The organism is Balneolaceae bacterium (genome assembly GCA_034521445.1).
Taxonomy (GTDB): domain Bacteria; phylum Bacteroidota; class Rhodothermia; order Balneolales; family Balneolaceae; genus JAXHMM01.
This window is the reverse complement of record JAXHMM010000013.1, coordinates 1-20209: the sequence shown is the minus strand read 5'-3', so window position 1 is coordinate 20209 and position 20209 is coordinate 1. Positions and strand designations below refer to the sequence as shown.

The following is a 20209-nucleotide window of genomic DNA, read 5'->3' as shown; positions in this document are numbered from 1 at the left end:
AGTAAGGAAGGCACTCCATTCCGATCTATCAGGTGATACCAGTAGTCTTTGAACGGCATCGATCCTGAATAGGTGCAATTATAATGCAACTTTAGACGTTGTTGCAATTAAATAACAACATTGATAAGGATTTCATGCCAGGATCAAAGGATCACTACCATATTTTGATGGGAGATGTCATTCGAAGCAGTGAATTTGATCCCGATTCCCTTGGAAGTCAATTAAAGGATTTCGTCAAATCAGCCAACGATGCCCTGGGTGATGATACCTTGTCGCCCTATACCGTGACCCTGGGAGATGAATTCCAAGGTGTGACGCGGTCGCTCAAATCCGGAATAGAAACCCTGATCTATTTTGAGGAACAGAGGCTTGAACAGCAGTTGAGGTTCCAGATGCATTATGTGCTTCATTACGGCACCATTGATACCGCCATCAATCCGGAAACATCCTATGGCATGTTGGGAGAGGGTCTGAGAGAAGCCCGGGACCTGCTGGCATCGAAAAAAAGGGGCAGGAAACGATTTAAATTCAGCTTGCAGGATGACGAGATGTCCGAACAATTAAACCGGATTTTTGAGGTGCTTGATGGTATATCCAAACGATGGAAAATGGATGATTTTGATCTCATCCTGGACATGATTCGGAACGACAATGACCAGGATGTCGGAGAGAAACATGGCAAGGATCGTACCCAGATTTACCGACGTCGTAATACGCTCATGATCAGTGAGTATAACCTCTTGCGGAATTTCATCATGACCTATATTGATACCGAATCGTCATGAACGTCTTTTCCTCATTGCCGGAATTGCCATCGGGTATCCCCATGTAATCATTGCTTTCGGAGCCCTGAAAATCGGAACGCGGATTCAGACAGAATACAAGGTATCTAATGACTATTTCCTGATTGGCAACTTCATCTCGCTGTTAGGGGCAATGGTCTATAGCTATAATATTAGCTGCATGATCTGATTTGAATCCGATAGTCACTGGATTCCATATGGAAGCATAGGAAGGGCCGGCTGGGTGATGAGTTGGACTGCAAGAAGTGCGACCGCGGGGAGCCGGGGGACCGGGTTTAGTCCTCCACGTAATAAAAGGACGGGTTTTCGCGCTGCTTGAGCCCGTCACAAGTAATTAAAACGTACTTTTCTAGAGTATCTTTTTGTTGCCCTCCTCATACAGCCACTGAATAATTTGAGTAAGGAATATCTTTGAGCCGTATCTCAACATTAAAGCTGCGCCATTCCTGAGTTTGACAGTCAGGATGCTCGTCTGCTATTCATCAAATAAAAAATATGAGATACGCCATGAGGAAAATTACTCAAACAATTACAAAGGGAGTTCTATCCCTTCTTATAGTTATGGTGATGGTATCCACGCTATCATTCATCATTCAGTCTTGCGCAGTCAATGTGGAAAATGCTGAGACCACTAAGAATCGAGCCCGATCGAATTTTATATCGTTGGCTAAAGCTACTTCTTTTAAGCTTCAACGTATTGATGAGAAATCTGTTTCCCTGGAAATGGCATCTGATATACCGGATGCATCAAAACGGAAACTTGAGAGAGAGGCAAAGAAATCTCTGTCACCATTATTAGAATCTGGTCGGGAAGTACTGGATGCGTACGGATTTACGGATGAGGTATTTCTGGAAACTGGGATGAGCAAAGATGATCCTCAGGCCCTATATGTAGTTTTTGCCATTTTGAAGAACGAGGAGATTCAGCAGTCTGAAATTTCCTTTTTGAATATTTTTCTCAACAGCTGTACCGAGGTTGCCTATGCCTCCAAATTCTGGGATTGTGCGTGGAAAGCTGCCGGATTCGAGTTTGGGATGGAGTATTTCCGCCTAAAGGAAATGAACACGATTGAAGGCAAAAAGCGACTTATTAAAATGTTTACTAAAATCGGAGCCAGATATTTGGGATATGTGGGGGTGGCCATAGCTACCTATACCTTCATTGACTGTATGTGGCTGAGTGAGTAACTGGCAAATCTAAATATGAGAACGATATGATTCTGGGAAATGCGGTATTGGTCTTTATCATAGGTTATTCGGCCTATTCCTGGTGGACGAAACGGACACAGCCAGCTGGGTCAGCTGGAAAAGCAAAGTATGAGTTCCCCTCGAATTTGATGGTGATCATACTTTGTATCTACATTTTGTGGTGCAATAATTCATGATCAAAAGATTCTTTCGGTAATCTGTTCGGCCTATCCCCCGTAATGAAAGGATGGGTTCTCGCGCTGTTTGAGGCGGTCGCGCTCCAGCTTCTCGCGGTACAGGCGTTCCACCTCTTTGAGGGTGTCTACGTCTTCCGGTCCCAGGTCCCAGCGGATGGCCTTGAAGCGCGGCAGGCGCAGGGTGTAGTTGGCTTTGGTGCGCTTGTTGACCTGGATGTCGTCGAACTCCAGCTCGATCACGATCTCAGGCAGCAGCCCAAGGGTGGGACCGTAGCGCTCGACGGTGATCTCGCTGATCTTCTCGTGGAGCCGCTTCATCTCCTCGTCGCTGCAGCCCTCGCAGGCTTTGCCGATGGGGATGAACTCCTCCTCGTAGCGCTCGTCCTCTTTTACGCTCACCCCCAGGGTAAAATCGGAGTAGCCGCCGCTGCGCTTGCCGCTGCCTGCGTGGGCGTACATCATGACGGTATCAAGCGTGCCCCCGGGCTTTTTCACCTTCAGCCACGACGAGCGCCGCTGCCCGTACTCGTAGGTGCTCTCCTTGCGCTTGAGCATGAGTCCCTCGTTGCCGTGGGCCAGTGCGCGCTCAAATAGCCGCTCCACCTCTCCGGGGTCCTCCACTTCGAACTGGCTGGTGACCGTCAGGCGGTGCTCGGCGGCCAGCCCCTCCAGCAGCTCCCGGCGCCGGGTGAGGGTGCGTTCGAAGACGGGCCGGTCGTCGCAGTAGAGCACGTCGTAGGAAATAAACAGCACGGGGTATTTCTCGAGCACCTCCCTGCCGGGCTTTTTGCGTCCCATGCGTTTCTGCAGCAGCTGGAAGGGGAGGATCTCCTCGTCGCGGTAGACGCAGAGCTCCCCGTCGAGCACCAGGTCGGGTAGTCCGCGCGAGGCGAAAAACTGCACTACCTCGGGGAAGGAAGGGGTGATGTCGTTGAGGTCTCTCGAAAAGAGCTTTACTTGCTGCCCGCTCACGTGCACCTGGCTGCGCATGCCGTCGAATTTCTCCTCGGCAAGGTAGCCGGAGAGGTCCTCCACCGCCCGGCTTTCGATGGGGGAGGCGAGCATGAACGACAGCGGCTGAAAGAGGGTGAATTGCGCCTGGTCCAGCTCCCCACAGCGGGCCAGCACGGCGGTGCGCCCGGCGCTGCCGGTGATCATGTGGGCGTAGCGCACGGCCTCGGGATTGCGGTCCCAGGCCTCGGCGACGGCGTTAATCACGCTGCGCGTCTCGAAGCCGATGCGCAGGGAGCCCTGGCTCATGATGCGGATGAAGTACTTGATTTCCACTGGCTCCATGCGGGTCCAGGCGCGCCGGAGGATCTGCTGCTTGTCGGCGCGGGAGGAGACCCCGTAGAGCTCTTCGTAGAAGTCGCGCACCTCCTGCAGGGTGGGGCGGTCGGGCTGGCGTTTGGCGCGGGCGGCGTCAATGTTGGCGGTCAGCTTTTCGATGGCCTCCGAGGCGCTGCCCAGGGCCGTCTTGCAGGGCTTGAACACCTTGTCGTAGTCGATCTCGCAGAACCGGGCGGCGGCGGTGGAGTAGGTGCGGCTGCCCACGGAGGCCCGCTTGCCCGAAAGGGCGGAAAAGGCGCCCTCGGCCAAAAACTGCACGGCCAGCTCCAGGTCTTCGCCGGTCTCCAGCGTACGCAGGTAGCCGGCGCAGATGCGCGTCTTGGCGTTGGCGCCGCGGGTGTCGTGAATGCGCTCGGCGGCTAGGGCCAGGCTATGGAAGCTGCGGTCGCTCAAGAGGGATCCTCCTCTCCGGCCTGCGTGTCCTTGCCGTTTTTCCGAAGAACGTCCGACGCGATGCCCTCCTCCTTCAGGTAGTGCTGCACCACGGCGGGGTTGGGCGTGTGGGTGATCCACACCTTGCCGGGGCGCAGCTCCCGGCAGAGCCGGATCAGCTCAAAAAAGTCCAAATGGTCCGACAGTGGGATGAGCTCGTCCGCCGTCAGCTGCGTGCGGGCCCCGTCGCGGGTGGCCCAGCCCGAGCAGTAGGCCAGGCGGGTGTTGCGCAGGTGGGAGGCGAAACCGTTGTTCCAGGCCGAGGAGGGACAGACCAGGATCTTTCCCTCGCAGCTGTCCCGGTCATAGGCCTCGTAGCGTCCCAGGTCGATGCCCTCCTCCTCGTATATCCCGCAGAGTTTGTGTCCGGCGTTGTGGATTTGCACGGTCTCTCCCAGGGGTGCCACGAGGTGCATGATCTCCTGCGCCTTGCCCAGGCTGTAGGCCAGGAACACCGGGGTGGCGCCCTCCTCGAGGGACTTCAGGGCGAAGCCTCGCACCTGGGCGGCCAGCTCTTCGCCGGAGGGCCAGCGGTAGATAGGCAGCGAGAAGGTGGCCTCGGTGATGAAATGGTCCACCTCCCCTTCGGGCAGCTTGAAGCCCTCGCTGGCGGGGGAGGGGGGCGTGCGGCAGTCGCCCGTATAGAGCACGCTGCCCTCCTTCCCCTCCACCCAGGTGAGCGCCGAGCCCAGGATGTGTCCGGCGGGCAGGAAGGTCACCCGGCATCGCTCCAGCTCCAGGGGTTCGCCGAAAGGCAGCTCACGCACCTCCCCGCGGTATCCCCTGAGACGCATCAGGCGCGCCGTGGGCGGGGTGGCCACGATGGCGGCGTCGGGGCCGCCGCCGCCGCGGCGCGGCAGGTGGTCGGCGTGGGCGTGAGAGATGAAGGTGTGTCCCTCGTCCCCGCCGCTCCTGTCCAGCGTCACCCCGTAGTCCGGCAGGCAGATGGCGTGGGAAGACCCTTTACGTATGGCGGTCACAGGAATGCGTGTCCGTGAATCTTAAAGTAGGCCAGCAGGATGATCACCAGTCCGGCTGACACCATCAGGGCGCCTCCCTTGCGGAGGTCCTGGTGCAGGCGGAACTTGCGGGAGCGCAGCAGGTGGCGGAACTGGGGCCAGCGCAGCAGCTGTACTCCGCAGATGTACACGATAAACAGGCTCCAGAGGGTCAGCAGGAGTTCGGTCCACGAGAAAGGGAAGAAACTGAGTACCAGTCCGGGAAGAGTGAAGAAAAAGACCCAGGAGAGCACCCGGCGCAGGCCCTGCGGGCGGCGGTCGCTGGAGGCGGCCTCCAGCAGGTAGTTCTTGAGGGGATCCGGCCGCCAGAGCAGTCCTGCGCCCGTGGCCAGGAGCAGGCTGCCCAGGGCGAGGTAGTAAATAACAAACCACTGGTCGGAAAAGGCTTCGGTCATGCCGGTGAATCAGGCGTCTGGGTTCGTGCTCATTCTTCTTTGGTAAGCTTCTCTTCTGGTACGGGTTGCTCTTCGGCGGGAAAGTAGATGGAGGCAACCACAGAGACCGTCAGGGTCAGCGCGATCACACCGAGGGCGTATTCGGTGGGCATGTGGTAAAAGTCGGAAATAAGCATCTTCACGCCTACGAAGACCAGGATCATGGCCAGCCCGTAATGCAGGTAGTGGAAAAGCTTCATGATGCCGGAGAGGGCGAAGTAGAGGGCGCGCAGCCCCAGGATGGCGAAGGCGTTGGAGGAGTAGACGATAAACTCGTCCTGCGTGATGGCGAGGATGGCGGGGATGGAGTCCACCGCAAAAATAAGGTCGGTCGTCTCGATGACCACCAGCACGGCCAGCATGGGGGTGGCGAAGGTGCGTCCCATTTTCCGAATGAAAAACTTCGAGCCGTGGTAGGTTTTGGTGGTGGGGATCACCTTGCGCATGAGTTTCAGCACGGGGTTGCGCTCGGGATGCACCTCCTTGTCCTTCTCGAAAGCCAGGCGCAGGCCGGTGAAGACCAGGAAGCCCCCGAAGACGTAGATGATCCAGTGGAAGCGCTCGATGAGGGCCACCCCGGCGAAGATGAAAAGGAAGCGGAAGACCAGCGCCCCGAAGATGCCCCAGAAGAGCACCTTGTGCTGGTACTTGGCCGGCACCTTGAAGTAGGAGAAGACCAGCAGGAAGACGAAGATGTTGTCCACCGACAGTGATTTTTCGATCAGGTAGCCGGCGTAGTAGTCCATGGCCGTGGCGCCGCCCATATAGTAGTAGACGCCCACGCCGAAGAGCAGGGCCAGGGTGATCCAGACGCCGGTCCATATCAGCGCCTCCTTGATGCTCTCCTCGTGTTCCTTGCCGTGAAACACCACAAGATCCACCACCAGCATCACGATGATGAAGGCATTGAAAACGAGCCAAAGAAGCAGACTGTGTTCCACGCGGGGATGGTTGTAGCGGTTCGAAAATAGCACCAAATGTAGGCACTATTCCCCAGAAAAACCAAGACGGGAAAGGGGGAGGCGGACGCTCCCTACTCTACGATAAGGGCGTCCTGCGGGGAGGCCAGCTCCTCGGGGATGGACTCGCGGATTTCGCGCACGAAGGCCTCCACGATGTTGCGCTTCAGGAACTCGCGGCCGTAGGCCAGGCGCACCTTGCGGCGCGGGGCGGGTTCGGTGAAATGGCGCAGGTGGGCCCGGGCGCACTGCTCGTCGATCTGGTTCTTGGCGAGGAAGGGGAGGAGGGTCATCCCGAAATCCTGTTCCACCAGCTGCTTGAGGGTCTCCAGGTTGCCGCTCTCAAATTCGATCTGCGTATTGTTGAGCAGCTCGCGGCGCTGTTTCTTACAGAGCTTGACGGTCTGGTCGCGGAAGCAGTGGCCCTCGTTGAGCAGCCAGAGGTTGGCGGCCTCCAGATCGTCCACCGTCAGCTCCTCCTTTTCGGCCAGGGGATGGTCGCGGGAGAGGTAGCCGATGAAGGGCTCGTAGTAGAGTTCCTCCTCGTAGATGTTGCCCCGCTCCACCGGCGTGGCCAGGATGCCCACGTCGAGCTGGTCTTCGTCCAGCAGGTCGAGCAGTTCCTTGGTCATCACCTCCTCGAAGATCAGCTTTATCTTGGGAAAGCGGTCGGTGAAGCTTCGCAGGAAGAGCGGTAGCAGGTAGGGGGCCACCGTGGGAATGATGCCCACCCGGAAGGTGCCGCGCAGCTCCTCGTCGGTCAGGGCGGCGATGTCTTCGATGTGCTTGGACTGCTTGAGCATCTCCTTGGCCTGCTCGATGATCTTTTCGCCCACTTCCGTGGGCACCACGGGCGACTTGGATCGGTCGAAGATGGTCACCTCCAGCTCCTCCTCCAGCTTGTGGATTTGCATGCTGAGGGTGGGCTGGGTGACGTAGGACTTCTCCGCGGCCGTCGCGAAATGGCGGTATCGGTCCACGGCCACGATATAGGACAACTGGGTAAGCGTCATCGGTCTGGGCGGTTGTTGTTCTGTAGAATCGGAATGATACAAAGTTTCCCGCTTTATTTCTCCATCCCGGCCGCAGCCGAAGCAGCTTCCGTAGAGCGGTCGGGAGCAGGCCGCCGTTGCGTGGGCGCTGCAGGCCCGGGAAGCCCCCCTTGTCCCTTTACCGTAAATCTCCTTTTTTACACGTGAAAAAAAACGAGACTACTATGAAACGAGTGCATGTGCATATCAGCGGACGCGTGCAGGGCGTGGGCTTCCGACATTTTACGCGCGAGAACGCCAAGGAGCTGGACCTGGGGGGCTGGGTTAAAAATCTGCCCGACGGTCGTGTAGAGGCGGTTTTCCAGGGAGGCGGGCAGGCGGTGGACACCCTTGTGGAACGCTGTCGAAGGGGTCCCCGCAGCGCGCGGGTCTCTGCCGTGGAGGTGGAGGAGGTAGCCCCCGATCCCGAGATGTCCACTTTCGAGGTGCGTTACGCATGAGTCCGGTCCGCTCGTTTTTCGCCCTGGCGCTGCCGGAAGATGCAAGGAGGCGCCTGGGTGAACTACAGCGGGGACTGCCCTCCGCGGAGATGCGTCTGGAGGATCCGGCCCGCATGCACCTTACGTTACGTTTCCTGGGCGAATGCCATGCAGCATTGCTGGACCGGTTGGTGGACGAATTGAGTGGCCGCCCCTTTCCGTCCTTCTCGTTCCGATTGCGCGGGACCGGCGCTTTTCCTGATCTCCGGAGGCCCCGCGTGATTTGGGCGGGGGTAGAACCTTCGGACGCCCTGCTCCGCCTGCAGGAAGAGTTGGAAATTCTATGCCGGCAAAACGGCTTGAAGGCGGAAACCAGGGAGTTTATACCCCATGTCACCCTCGGAAGATCAGATGGATCGTCCGGCGACGATCTCTACCGGTGGTTCGCCCGCCATCGCGAGTGGGAGGGGGGCAGCGTGACCGTAGACGGGTACGGGCTCTATGAAAGCACCCTGGAAGGTGGTGAAAGGAAGCACAGGGTGCGGTCACGCCTTCCCCTCACCGGAGGGGAAGGGCGCCGCCAAGGCGAATAAGGCCGGGGACTCAGTTGCCGGAGCCCGACTCATTTTGGAGGAGGGAGTCGTAGTGTTGCAGAATACGCACTACCTCCTGCTCTTCTGAGTAGTCCAGGTTGTTCTGCTTGACGAACTCCTCGATTTCGGAACGATGGGAGTCAAGCTGGTTCAGAATATCGCGCTTGCGCAGGCGGATCTCCTCCCAGCTGCCGTCGGCGCTGACGAAGAAGATGTTGCGGTTGTCGATGTACTCGTCCTGGCGACTGGCGGTACCGTAGCTGGCCATGTCCTTCTGCAGGACGGTAACATGTTCAACGAGCAGCTTGGTGCGGTTATCGTGAAGCACCCGGAGCAGGTAATCTTCTGTGATTTCATATTCCTCGCTTCGGTAGCCGTTTTCGAAGGTGATGTTGCCGAAGTTGTTGTATATCACGAGTCCGCTCAGGCTGGAGGGTGGAATCACCAGGACCTCCTCATCCCGTACGAATTCCACCTCCTGTTCGTAGGTGTTCAGGCGCATCATGATGGGCTGACTCTGCTGACCGTCCGCCAGCGTAAGATGCCCGCGCAGCCAGTCGGCATTGAGGTAAGGTGTTCCCCGGACGTTGCGGCTGATGCGGGTTTGATACACCCCTTGATCGCTGACGTAATCCCTCAGCTGCTCAACGGTGAGGTCGCCCTGGGTCTGGGCTATGCCCTGTTCGGCTCCGATCAACAAAAATCCGGCAAGTATGACTAGTAATTTTTTCATGTCACGTAACATTTTGTTCTTACAGTAAATTTCTACCCAAAAATAAACAGCCCCTCGCATTTTATGAAATCGCATATTCATGTTAATTAATGGGCAAGCTGCCGATAATCAGGCGCCTATGTCCCTGGTTAAACTACCCGGCCGGACCTATTATTGTGTGTCTGTCGCACCTGCATCTGGCTGGCTCACCCGGCTCCATGCGCAGGTGTTGAGTAACGGGTAACACTTATGGATTACCCCGTGCCGGTCCCTGGCGGGCGATATCTTCCAGGGTGCGGGAGAGCGCGTCGGCGAGGTCCTCGCGGGTTGCCACGCTGCCCTCGATCGAAACGCTGGCGCGGGCCGAGCCCCACCCGGCGGTTTCGCCTGTACTTGGATTCCAGTACACGTAGTTGGTCTGGAATATGAGGTTGTATACCGCTTGCTGTTCGTGGCCTGCGTAACCCGAGCCCTCTACCGTAGCTGCTTGCTTGGAGAAGCGGTACTGGTCCAGCAGGAGGAAAAAGCCTGGTTTAAAATTGCCGGAGCTAATGGACATGTTTTGCGCCGGCACATAGGTATCAATGGTATTTCCATTGAAATTCAGGGTCTGCTTCTGCAGGTTGCGGGTCTCACTGGGGTCGAGCTGGCCCACTCTGGCAGGTACCCCCGCGGCGCGGGAGTAGGCCTTGTCGGCGGATTGTGAAAAGACCAGTTCCTGCTCGCTGTTCAGGTAGCCGAAGGTATGGCTGGTGCCGCTGGGGAAGGCATCCCGCGTAATGGGGATGATCATGACGGGCGAATTTTGTTTGTTTTGCTGATATTGTTCGGACAAGTGGAAGTTTTTGGAGGAGGAACAGCTGCCCAGGAAAAGTGAGAGGAGAAGGGCAGGAAAGATGAGGTGCCGCAGGGTAGTCATAAGGATTCACTCAACTTTTAGATGACAGTTTACTATTTTTTATAGCGTGTAAATCAAAGGGTATTGCCACTAAAAAGCTAGTTACGATTCGTAAAAAATTGCAATTAAAGATCAAGCGGAAGCGCATCTGACCACATGGATTTTTCCCACCTTCACTGCCACACGCAATTCAGCATGCTCGACGGGGCCGCCGGCATCTCCGAGCTGGTGCGCAAAACCAAGAAGGCGGGCATGCCGGGTCTGGCCATTACCGACCACGGCAACATGTACGGGGTGCCCGAGTTCGTCAAGGAGGCCCGCCGCCAGGACGTCAAACCCATCGTGGGCTGCGAGTTTTACGTAACCCCCTCCGGCATGGATAACCGCAAGGACCGCACTCGCTACCACCAGGTGCTGCTGGCCAAGAACATGACCGGCTACAAGAACCTGACCAAACTCTGCTCGCTGGGCTTCACCGACGGCCTCTACTACAAGCCGCGCATCGACCACGAAACCCTGGCTGAGTACCGCGAGGGTCTCATCGCCACCACCTGCTGCCTGGCCAGCGAGATCAACCAGACCATCATCCACGAGAGTGAGGAGGAGGCGCGCGAAATTTTCGAGTGGTACCTGGACCTGTTCGGGGACGATTACTACGTGGAGCTTCAGCGTCACGGGCTCTCCGAACAGAAGCGCTGCAACGAAGTGCTGGTGCGCTGGGCCAAAGAGTACCAGGTGAAGATGATCGCCACCAACGACTGCCATTACGTGGACCGCGAGGACTCCGAGGCGCACGACATCCTGCTGGCCCTGCAGACCAACGCCGACATCAACGACCGCGACCGCTTCCGCTTTACGGACGACCACAACAACCTCAATCCCGAGTACTACCTGAAGACCCCCGGGGAGATGCAGGAGCTGTTCAGCGACCTGCCGGAGGCGGTGGACAACACCCGGGAGATCGTGGACAAGGTGGAACCCATCGAACTGAGTTCCGAACTGCTGCTGCCCCACTACAGCATTCCGGAACGCTTCGACTCCATGGATGCCTATCTGCGCCACCTCACCTACGAGGGAGCCAAGAAGCGCTACGGGGAGGTGTCACAGGACCTGCATGAGCGCATCGAGCAGGAACTGGCGATCATCAGCGAGATGGATTTTTCGGGCTATTTCCTGATTGTACAGGATTTTACCACGGAGGCGCGCCGCCGCGGAGTGTTTGTGGGACCCGGCCGCGGTTCGGCTGCCGGCTCGGTGGTGGCCTACTGCCTGGGCATCATCAACATTGATCCCATGGCCTACGACCTGCTTTTCGAGCGTTTTCTCAATCCCGAGCGGGTGAGTCCCCCGGACATCGACATCGACTTCGACGACACCGGCCGCCAGGAAGTTATCGACTACGTGGTGGAGGAGTACGGCCGCCGCAACGTGGCGCAGATCGTCACCTACGGAACCATGAAGGCCAAGACGGCCATACGCGACGTGGGACGCGTGCTGGGCGTTCCGCTTCAGGAGGTGAACCGCATCGCCAAGCTCTTCCCCGACCGGCCCGGGGTGGATACCTTCGACAAGGTGTTGGACAAGAGCGAAAATCCCGATACCGCCGGGCAGATCGCCGACCTCTTCGAGGACGCCGATCCGCAGGTGGCCAAGATGATGCGCTACGCCCGCACCCTGGAGGGCTCGGTGCGGCAGTCGGGCATCCACGCCGCCGGGGTGATCATAGCCCCCGGCCGGATCGACGACTACGTGCCGGTGGCGCTATCCAAGGACAAGGAGCTGATTACCCAGTACGACGGGCCCAACGCGGAGATGTGCGGGCTGCTGAAGATGGACTTCCTGGGACTCAAAACCCTCTCCATCCTCAAGACGGCCATCAAATACGTGGAGCGCAACTACGGTCGCCACTACGAGCTCGACGAGATTCCCTTTGACGACGAGACCACCTTCGAGCTCTACCAGAAGGCCAACACCGTGGGCACCTTTCAGTTCGAGTCGGACGGCATGCGCAGGTACCTCAAGCAGCTCAAGCCGAGCTCGCTGGACGACCTCATCGCCATGAACGCGCTCTACCGGCCGGGTCCGATGAAATTCATCCCCGAGTACATCGACCGCAAGCACGGCCGCAGCGAGGTGAGCTACCCGCATCCCGACCTGGAAAAGTTGCTGCGGCCCACCTACGGGATCATGATCTACCAGGAGCAGATCATGAAGGCCGCCCAGATCATCGCCGGCTACAGCCTCGGCGAAGCCGACCTGCTGCGCCGCGCCATGGGTAAGAAAAAGACCAAGGTGATGGACGAGCAGCGGGAGATCTTCGTGGAGAAGGCACTGTCCAACGGAGTGAAGGAGTCCAAGGCCCGCGAAATCTTCGACATGATGGCCGAGTTCGCCAACTACGGCTTCAACAAGTCGCACTCGGCCGCCTACTCCGTAGTGGCCTACCAGACCGCCTTTTTCAAGGCCAACTATCCTGCGGAGTATATGGCGGCGGTGCTGAGCCACAACATGGGCGACATCGACAAGGTGTCGAAGTTCATCGAGGAGTGCTACCGCAACGGCATTACGGTGGACCCGCCCAACATTAACACTGGTGAAGGCAAGTTCGTGGCCCTCGACGGGCGAATACAGTACGGTATGGAAGCCATCAAGGGCGTGGGCTCCGGCGCGGTGGATGCGGTCGTGGCCGAACGCGGGGAGAACGGCCCTTTCGAATCGGTCTACGATTTCGCCCGCCGCATCGACTCGCGGGTCTGCAACAAGCGCACCCTGGAGAGCCTGTTCCAGGCCGGTGCCTTCGACAGCATCAATCCCAACCGGCGTCAGCTGCTGGAAAATATCGAGACGCTGCTCAGCTACGGCTCACGTGTGCAGGAGATGATGGAGTCCAACCAGTCGGACCTGTTCGGGGACGGCTCGGGCACCGCCTCGGCCATCGACGAGCCCAACCTGCGGGAAGTGGAGCCGTGGTCGAACATCGAGCGCCTCAACAAGGAGCGCGAGCTGATCGGCTTCTACCTGAGCGGGCACCCGCTCAACAAATACCGCGAGGAGGTTCGCCTGTTCTGCTCGCACGTCCTCGACCCGGACGAAATGGAGCAGCTGGGCGACCGCACCGAGGTGCGCTGCGCCGGGATCATCACCTCGGTGAAGCGCGTCACCGACAAGAGGGGACGTCCCTTTGCCTTCCTGCAGGTGGAAGACCTGAGCGGCTCGATGGAGGTGATTGCCTTCAACGACGTCTACGACCGATGCCTGGGCATGATCCAGGTGGACACCCTGGTGGTCATCGACGGGGTGACCGACAGCAAGGGGGGCGAACCCAAAATCCTCGCCAACTCCTTCGAGCGTATCGAGAGTATGCGCGAGAAGTACGCTGACCGCCTGGAGCTGCGCCTGGACATCGACACCTCCCAGGTGCGTGAGGAGGAGCTGCGGCGTATGGCGGAGCTATTCGCCGAGCATCGCGGGGAGGCCAACGTGCGCTTCAACGTGATCAGCCGTGAAGCCAAGCGCCCCTTCCCCATGCACGTGCGCAAGTTTGTGGTGGAGCCCAGCGAGGAGCTGATGACTGAGCTGCGCAGCCTGGTGGGTGAGGACGCGGTCGTCCTGGGCAAGTCCAATGGCGGGACATAGGTTTTCGTGATGGATTGTATAGCGAAAAACGATCCGCGCGGGGGAATTATTCGTTGATATTCTTGTTTAGAATAGTGTCATTATCACTGCAAAACCACTCACCTGAAGCACTACAGCATTATGGGAAAAGCACTGACCTTTACAGACGACTCTTTTGATGAAGATGTAATCCAATCCGACAAGCCGGTGCTGGTCGACTTCTGGGCCGAATGGTGCGGACCCTGCCGCATGGTGGCCCCGGTGGTCGAGGAACTGGCCGACGAATTTGACGGGCAGGCCAAGATTGGCAAGGTGGATGTGGACAACAACCCGCAGACGTCCACCAAGTACGGCATCCGCAGCATCCCCTCCCTCCTTATATTCAAGAACGGCGAAGTAGTGGACCAGATCGTGGGCGCCGTGCCCAAGTCGCAGCTCAAGAAGAAGCTGGAAGCCCAGCTAACCAACTAGAAATTTCTAGTCCAGGTCGAAGTCCATCGTGATGCGGGTGCCCCCGCGGCTGTAGTTCACCGCATCGCAGTACTGCTCGATGAGATAGACGCCCCGCCCGCCCTCCTTCAGCAGGTTCTCCTCCTGCAGGGGATCCGGCAGCTTGCCGGGTTCGAATCCCTCCCCCTCGTCCTGCACCGAGAGCCGCAGCCGGCCGTCCTCCATTGCGGAGCGCACAGTCACACTTTTGCCGGGATCCTCCCGATTGCCGTGCACAATGGCATTGGTGACGGCCTCGCTGAGGGCCAGCATGATCCTGGCGAACTCGTCGTTGTGAAAGTCCAGGCGCTCCTGCAATTCCTTCAGCCAGGGCTCGATGCGTTCCAGCTCGTCGTAGCTCGAGGAGAGCACCAGCGTGTCGCGTTCGGTTCCCGTCATGGTCAGGCGTTGAGGGGAGAATTCCCCGGTTGGATGGTGGTCAGGCGTAAATTCCGCGCATCTTGAGGGTGGTGGCCACTTTGTTAATGGCAAATACGTAGGCGGCCTGCCGCAGGGTGCAGTTGTACTCCTCGCTCACCTTGAACAGGTTGTCGAAGGCGTCGCGCATCATGCGATTGAGGCGCCGGTTCACCCGCTCCTCGGTCCAGAAGTAACCCTGGCGGTCCTGCACCCACTCGAAGTAGGAGACGGTCACCCCGCCTGCGTTGGCAAGGATGTCGGGAATAACCATGATGCCGTTGTCTTCGAGAATGCTGTCGGCGTTGGCGGTCACCGGACCATTGGCGCCTTCGGCGATAATGCGGGCCCGAATCTTGTCGGCGTTGTGGCGGCCGATCTGGTCCTCCTTGGCCGCCGGGATGAGCACGTCGCACTCCAGCTGCAGCAGCTCCTCGTTGGAAATGGGTTCGGCGTCGGGGTAGCCCTGCAGGGCATTGTTGTTGTTTAGGGCATACTCCATCATGGCGGGAATGTCCAGCCCGTCCCTGCGGTAGTAGCCGCCGGATACGTCGCTGACTGCGATGACCCGGGCGCCCTGCTCATACATAAGCTTGGCGGAAATGGAGCCTACGTTGCCGAAGCCCTGTACAGCCACGGTGCACTTGTTGGGGAGGATGCCCAGGCGGTTGAGGGCGCCCAGCGTGACAGTCACCACGCCACGGCCGGTGGCCTCCTTGCGGCCATGCGAGCCTCCCAGGATGATGGGTTTGCCGGTGACCACGGCTGTTTCGGTGCGCTGCACGTTCATGGAGTAGGTGTCCATGATCCACGCCATCACCTGCTCGTTGGTGTTCATGTCGGGGGCGGGAATGTCGCGGTCCGGCCCGAAAATTTCCACCATATTGGTGGTGAAGCGGCGGGTGAGGCGCTCCAGCTCCGCCTTGGAAAGCTCGTTGGGGTTGCACCGGATGCCGCCCTTGGCACCGCCGAAGGGCACGTTTACGATGGCGCACTTCCAGGTCATCCAGGCGGCGAGGGCCTTCACCTCGTCCAGGGTTACGTCGGGAGCATAGCGAAGCCCCCCTTTGGAGGGGCCCAGCACGTTGTCGTGGATCACGCGGTAGCCTTCGAAAACCTCGATGCTCCCGTCGTCCATGACCACCGGCACGGAGACGATCACCTGCTTGACGGGGCTGGCCAGGTACTGGAACATGCCCTCCTCCAGTTCAAGGAGTTCCGCGGCAAAGCGGAAGCGCTCCATCATCGATTCGAAGGGCGATTCCTCGTCCAGTTTGGGTCCCGGCTCCTTGTAGAAGCCGGTGGTGTACATGTTCTTGTTGTACGGCATGAAAAGCTGGTGAATAGACAGTTTGGGCGGTGTTCGAAACGGGCTAAATATAATGAGGATTTTGAAGAAAACTCCCAATTAATTGCCCGCTGAAAGGTACGAAATATTTCGAGGGGCCTTAAGGCTGGCCCTCCCCTGCAGGCTTTCGGGCAGGTCCGGCATTAAGATTGTGTTAAGATTTGAGCAAATAGGCGTTTGTTAATATTAAGTTAACATATGTTTAATACCCTTGGATGGATTTTTCGCACGCCGCCCCCCTGCCGGCGGCGGCTCGTCAACACCCGCACACTGCAACGCAAACGGCCTTAATGTCCCAGTCTTCCGAGCAGCCTGAGAACGAATCCTTTCTGCAGCAGCTCATCCCCACCAGTTTTTATACGGTTTTCCGGGAGGAGAGGACTTTCCTGGCCCTGATTGGCATCTTCTTTTTCATGGCGGGGATCACCTTTCCCAACGCCGAGGTGGCCAAGTGGGTGGGCTTCGCCCTGGCGGGCTATTCGGCCATCGCCAACGACAGCATCCAGACCATCGGCACCTTTCTGGCCTCCAACGAGGACAAGAAGTGGTGGGTGCTCTGGCTGTTCATCGGCGGGATCTTCCTGGCGACGGTCACCTACAGCTGGGTGGTGTACGACGGGGACGTCAGCCACCAGCGCCTGGCATCCAAGGGCTTTTCGGAGGCCCCCTCCTCCTTTACCTTTCTGCAGGTGGCCGCGCCCATCTTCCTGCTGCTGCTGACGCGCATGCGCATGCCGGTTTCGACCACCTTTCTGCTGCTGAGCTGTTTCTCGGCCAGCGCGGGCGCCATCGGCAACGTGCTGGTGAAAAGCCTCTCGGGTTACTTTGTGGCCTTCGTCGTCGCCATTGTGGTCTGGATGCTCCTTTCGAAGGTGATCCAGAAATTTGTCAAGGGCGAGCCGGCAGTCTACTGGACGGTCATCCAGTGGATCACCAGCGGATCGCTCTGGGCCGTCTGGATCATGCAGGACGCCGCCAACATCGCGGTCTACCTGCCGCGTCAGCTCTCGATATGGCAGTTCCTCGCCTTCGCCCTCTACATCTTTTTCGGGCTGGGCATTCTCTTCTACCTGCGCGGGGACAAGATCCAGAAGGTGGTGACCGAGAAGTCGGACGTGCGTGACATACGCTCGGCCACCATCATTGACTTTACCTACGCCGTCATCCTCTACTTTTTCAAGATCCAGAGCAACATCCCCATGAGCACCACCTGGGTGTTCATCGGCCTGCTGGCCGGCCGGGAGCTCGCCATGACCTTTTCCGACATGCGCGGCAAGGGCAAGCCCCTGGGCCGGTCGCTCAAGCTTATCGGCAAGGACGCGGGCTACGCCCTCATCGGTCTGGCCGTCTCCATCGCCCTGGCCGTGGCCATCAATCCCGAGATCAAGGCGGAGATCATCAAATACTTCTTTGGCGGATAGACCCGCCGCGTCCCGCGAGATTCCCCCTCAGGCCTTCCTGTGTTGCATTTGAGCGAAATTTCATGTTGATTCTACACGTTGACGATCAAAAGGAAGCCCTTTTCGGAGGGCCAACTCTTTTCCAGCGATGGATGCAAACGTACTCGTACTCAACAAGGACTATCAGCCGCTGAGCGTCTGTTCGGTGCAGCGCTCCGTGAAGCTGCTCTTCCTGGACAAGGCGGAGATGCTCCACGACTACCCGGACAAGAAGATCCGCACCGTCTCCCGGGAGCATGAGTACCCGTCGGTCATCCGCCTGCGCCGCTACATCAACCTGCCCTATAACCGCATCGTGCTCTCCCGGCGCAACGTGATGAAGCGCGACGGCAACCGCTGCCAGTACTGCGGGGTCTCCCGCAACCTGACCATCGACCACGTGCTGCCGCGCAGCCGCGGGGGGCGCGATACCTGGGAGAACCTGGTGACCGCCTGCGACGAGTGCAACGTGCGCAAGGGCAACCGCACCCCGGAAGAGGCCTCCATGCCGCTCAAACGCAAGCCTTTCCGCCCCGTGCACATCACCTTCCTTCAGTCTATCCTGGGAGGGGTTCAAGAAGACTGGAAGCCCTATCTATATATGTAGGCCTTTCTTCAAGTCTTTAAAGTCTGAAAGTCTTGAAGTCGAATAAGTCGGGAAGTCCGAAGTCGGGGGTGGTGTTCACACGATTTACACAAAAAAATGGTATTTTGCGGGTTGGCGCCGGGCCTGTCGCCCGAAGCGCCTGTCAACTCGCATCTTTCGAACCGCACAACGCACACACAAACCAAACCATGAGCAGCAAAGGACGCGTATTGGTTGCCATGAGCGGCGGCGTGGACTCTTCGGTCTCCGCCGTGATGCTCAAGGAGCAGGGATACGACGTAATTGGCATCACCATGAAGACCTGGGATTACTCCCGGGTAGGGGGGAAGTCCGACAAGGAGACAGGCTGCTGCACCCTGGAGTCGATGAACGACGCCCGGCAAATCGCGGTGCGCCACGGTTTCAAGCACTTCATTGTGGACATACGCGACGAGTTCGGCGACTGGGTGATCGACCGCTTTGTGGAGGATTATATGTCGGGACGAACGCCGAATCCCTGCGTGCTGTGTAATACCCATATCAAGTGGGCGGCCCTGCTGCGCCGCGCCGACAAGCTGGGCTGCGACTACATCGCCACCGGTCATTACGCCCGTGTGAGGGAGGAGAACGGCCGCTATGTGGTCTCGCGGGGACTTGATCCGCGCAAGGACCAGTCCTACGCCCTCTGGGGCGTGCGACAAAAGCACTTGGCGCGCACCATTTTTCCGCTGGGCACCTACGAAAAGACCCATATCCGAGATATGGCCGAGGAGTTCGGCCTCACCAAGGTGGCCGACAAGCCCGACTCCTACGAGATCTGCTTTGTGCCGGACGACAACTACCGGCGCTTTCTGAAGGACCGCGTGGACGGGCTCGAGGAGCGCGTGGCCGGCGGCAAGTTCGTGGACCAGGAGGGCAACATCGTGGGCGAGCACGAGGGTTATCCATTCTACACCATCGGCCAGCGCCGGGGACTCGACCTGGCCCTGGGCAGGCGGGTGTACGTGACCGACATCGACCCGAAGACCAACGTGATCACGGTGGGCGAAAAGAACGACCTGGTGAGCACCACCGCCGTGGCCCGCGATATCAACCTGATGAAATACGACCGTGTGCCGGAAGACGATATGGAGATCACCGGCGCCATCCGCTACAACGACGACGGCGCGGTGGGTTATCTTACGCAGACCGGCGAGGACGAGCTGCAGGTCTACTTCCCCGCCGGTCGCGAAGCCATCACGCCCGGCCAGGCCGTGGTCTGCTACGAGGGCGACGACCTGCTGGCCGGAGGCTGGATCAAGAAAGTAAATGTGGATACCGACGTGCTGCAGGAGGCCTGAGAGGGTCATGGACGGGGTGCGGCCGCTGCAAGCCGCTGCGCCTCCCTCCCCCGCAACAATATCTCCCGGCAGCAGGTACAAGACGCTAAACAACCCGCACCCAACCCACGTTTATGAACACCCGACGCATTTTACCCGTACTTCTGGCGCTCATACTGGCCCTCCCGGCCCTGCCCGCGCTTGCGCAGTTCCAGGGCACCATCACCTTCGACAGCTACCAGATCGAGGACGGCGAGCGGCGTGACGCCGACACCTTCACCCTGCACCTGACGCCCGAACGCATCCTGCTTCAGGGCGAGTACAGCTACGACTCGAACATGCCCTTCAAGACTGAGGGCATGCTGGTGCGGCTGGATTTCGAGGATTTCGTTTTCCTGACGGGCAACGACATGGCCCTGACCATCACCAAGGACGATCTCACCTCCTTCATGACCATGTTTTCGGGGGAGGCTGCCTCCATGCAGCAGCAGGCCGAGGAGGCCGACGAGCGCATCGACTACGAGCGCACTGGCGAGATGCGACAGATCCAGGGTTACAGCTGTGAGAAGTTTGTCTTCCGCGACCGGGAGAACCCGAACCAGCACACGGAGATCTGGATGACCGACGGCCTGGATATCAACTGGGGCATGCTGGCCGAATCGTGGCTGGACAGCCCGTCCATGCTGGGCGGGAGCGACCTCTCCTTCACTCCCGTTTTCCAGGAAGGCTTTTTCCCGATGCGTATCGACCACTTCGGGGAGGATGGCAAGGTGTCGGTGACCGAGGTGAGAAGCATCGACCAGTCGTCCGTGGCGCGCGCCATGGTGGAGATTCCCAGCGGCGTGCAGGTGCTCAGCCTGCAGGACTTCCTTTTCCAGCAGATGAACGGTAACTAGGCAGGGGCCGAAGGGCTATTCAAGCAGCTCCAGGGCTTCCCCGG

At 58.7% G+C, this 20209-nt stretch carries 19 protein-coding genes; 10 read left to right on the top strand and 9 right to left on the bottom strand.

Annotated elements, in window-relative coordinates:
• Positions 1 to 134: 134 nt before the first annotated feature.
• Entirely contained in the window at positions 135 to 785 is a 651-nt protein-coding gene (locus tag U5K31_13565) for a SatD family protein (protein ID MDZ7773749.1), read from the top strand.
• A 513-nt stretch (positions 786 to 1298) separates the two neighbouring features.
• On the top strand, positions 1299 to 1991 hold the full coding sequence (locus U5K31_13560; GenBank protein ID MDZ7773748.1) for a hypothetical protein: 693 nt from the start codon (positions 1299 to 1301) through the stop codon (positions 1989 to 1991).
• A 227-nt stretch (positions 1992 to 2218) separates the two neighbouring features.
• Here U5K31_13560 and U5K31_13555 read toward each other — a convergent pair whose 3' ends face one another.
• From U5K31_13555 to U5K31_13535, 5 genes are read right to left on the bottom strand one after another with little or no spacing between them, the layout of a single operon-like run.
• Complete coding sequence (locus tag U5K31_13555) at positions 2219 to 3931, bottom strand: ATP-dependent DNA ligase (protein MDZ7773747.1); 1713 nt, start codon at positions 3929 to 3931, stop codon at positions 2219 to 2221.
• Positions 3928 to 4950, bottom strand: coding sequence for a hypothetical protein (locus tag U5K31_13550; GenBank protein ID MDZ7773746.1), 1023 nt, complete (start codon positions 4948 to 4950; stop codon positions 3928 to 3930). The genes U5K31_13555 and U5K31_13550 overlap by 4 nt, the downstream gene beginning before the upstream one ends.
• Positions 4947 to 5384, bottom strand: a complete 438-nt coding sequence (locus U5K31_13545) for a hypothetical protein (GenBank protein MDZ7773745.1) — start codon at positions 5382 to 5384, stop codon at positions 4947 to 4949. Before U5K31_13545 ends, U5K31_13550 begins: the two co-directional genes overlap by 4 nt.
• 29 nt (positions 5385 to 5413) lie before the next feature.
• A complete protein-coding gene (locus U5K31_13540) occupies positions 5414 to 6397 on the bottom strand; it encodes a TerC family protein (protein MDZ7773744.1) in 984 nt (327 codons plus the stop codon).
• A 59-nt stretch (positions 6398 to 6456) separates the two neighbouring features.
• Positions 6457 to 7395: a hydrogen peroxide-inducible genes activator gene (locus tag U5K31_13535; GenBank protein MDZ7773743.1), complete on the bottom strand. Its 939-nt coding sequence runs from the start codon at positions 7393 to 7395 to the stop codon at positions 6457 to 6459.
• Between the two features lie 203 nt (positions 7396 to 7598).
• On the opposite strand from U5K31_13535, the gene U5K31_13530 reads away from it, so the two are divergent.
• Positions 7599 to 7874 (top strand): acylphosphatase, encoded by a 276-nt coding sequence (locus U5K31_13530; protein ID MDZ7773742.1) that lies wholly within the window; start codon positions 7599 to 7601, stop codon positions 7872 to 7874.
• Positions 7871 to 8446 carry an RNA 2',3'-cyclic phosphodiesterase gene (thpR, locus tag U5K31_13525; protein MDZ7773741.1) on the top strand — a complete coding sequence of 192 codons (576 nt, stop codon included), beginning with the start codon at positions 7871 to 7873 and terminating at the stop codon, positions 8444 to 8446. Before U5K31_13530 ends, thpR begins: the two co-directional genes overlap by 4 nt.
• Positions 8447 to 8456: 10 nt before the next feature.
• Here thpR and U5K31_13520 read toward each other — a convergent pair whose 3' ends face one another.
• Both U5K31_13520 and U5K31_13515 read right to left on the bottom strand, forming a co-directional pair.
• Positions 8457 to 9179 carry a hypothetical protein gene (locus tag U5K31_13520; GenBank protein ID MDZ7773740.1) on the bottom strand — a complete coding sequence of 241 codons (723 nt, stop codon included), beginning with the start codon at positions 9177 to 9179 and terminating at the stop codon, positions 8457 to 8459.
• A 226-nt stretch (positions 9180 to 9405) separates the two neighbouring features.
• Positions 9406 to 9951: a hypothetical protein gene (locus tag U5K31_13515; protein ID MDZ7773739.1), complete on the bottom strand. Its 546-nt coding sequence runs from the start codon at positions 9949 to 9951 to the stop codon at positions 9406 to 9408.
• A gap of 261 nt (positions 9952 to 10212) precedes the next feature.
• Here U5K31_13515 and dnaE point away from each other — a divergent pair, with 261 nt between their 5' ends.
• Complete coding sequence (dnaE, locus tag U5K31_13510) at positions 10213 to 13692, top strand: DNA polymerase III subunit alpha (protein MDZ7773738.1); 3480 nt, start codon at positions 10213 to 10215, stop codon at positions 13690 to 13692.
• Positions 13693 to 13812: 120 nt separating this feature from the next.
• A complete protein-coding gene (gene trxA / locus U5K31_13505; GenBank protein ID MDZ7773737.1) occupies positions 13813 to 14142 on the top strand; it encodes a thioredoxin TrxA in 330 nt (109 codons plus the stop codon).
• Between the two features lie 6 nt (positions 14143 to 14148).
• Here trxA and U5K31_13500 read toward each other — a convergent pair whose 3' ends face one another.
• Positions 14149 to 14559: an ATP-binding protein gene (locus tag U5K31_13500; GenBank protein MDZ7773736.1), complete on the bottom strand. Its 411-nt coding sequence runs from the start codon at positions 14557 to 14559 to the stop codon at positions 14149 to 14151.
• Between the two features lie 40 nt (positions 14560 to 14599).
• Positions 14600 to 15907 (bottom strand): Glu/Leu/Phe/Val dehydrogenase, encoded by a 1308-nt coding sequence (locus U5K31_13495; protein MDZ7773735.1) that lies wholly within the window; start codon positions 15905 to 15907, stop codon positions 14600 to 14602.
• Positions 15908 to 16215: 308 nt separating this feature from the next.
• Here U5K31_13495 and U5K31_13490 point away from each other — a divergent pair, with 308 nt between their 5' ends.
• From U5K31_13490 to U5K31_13475, 4 genes are all read left to right on the top strand, one after another.
• Entirely contained in the window at positions 16216 to 17346 is a 1131-nt protein-coding gene (locus U5K31_13490; protein ID MDZ7773734.1) for a hypothetical protein, read from the top strand.
• Positions 17347 to 17473: 127 nt separating this feature from the next.
• Entirely contained in the window at positions 17474 to 17971 is a 498-nt protein-coding gene (locus U5K31_13485) for an HNH endonuclease (protein ID MDZ7773733.1), read from the top strand.
• 188 nt (positions 17972 to 18159) lie between these two features.
• A complete protein-coding gene (gene mnmA / locus U5K31_13480) occupies positions 18160 to 19290 on the top strand; it encodes a tRNA 2-thiouridine(34) synthase MnmA (GenBank protein ID MDZ7773732.1) in 1131 nt (376 codons plus the stop codon).
• A 113-nt stretch (positions 19291 to 19403) separates the two neighbouring features.
• Complete coding sequence (locus U5K31_13475) at positions 19404 to 20165, top strand: DUF4412 domain-containing protein (protein ID MDZ7773731.1); 762 nt, start codon at positions 19404 to 19406, stop codon at positions 20163 to 20165.
• The last annotated feature ends 44 nt before the right edge of the window (positions 20166 to 20209 follow it).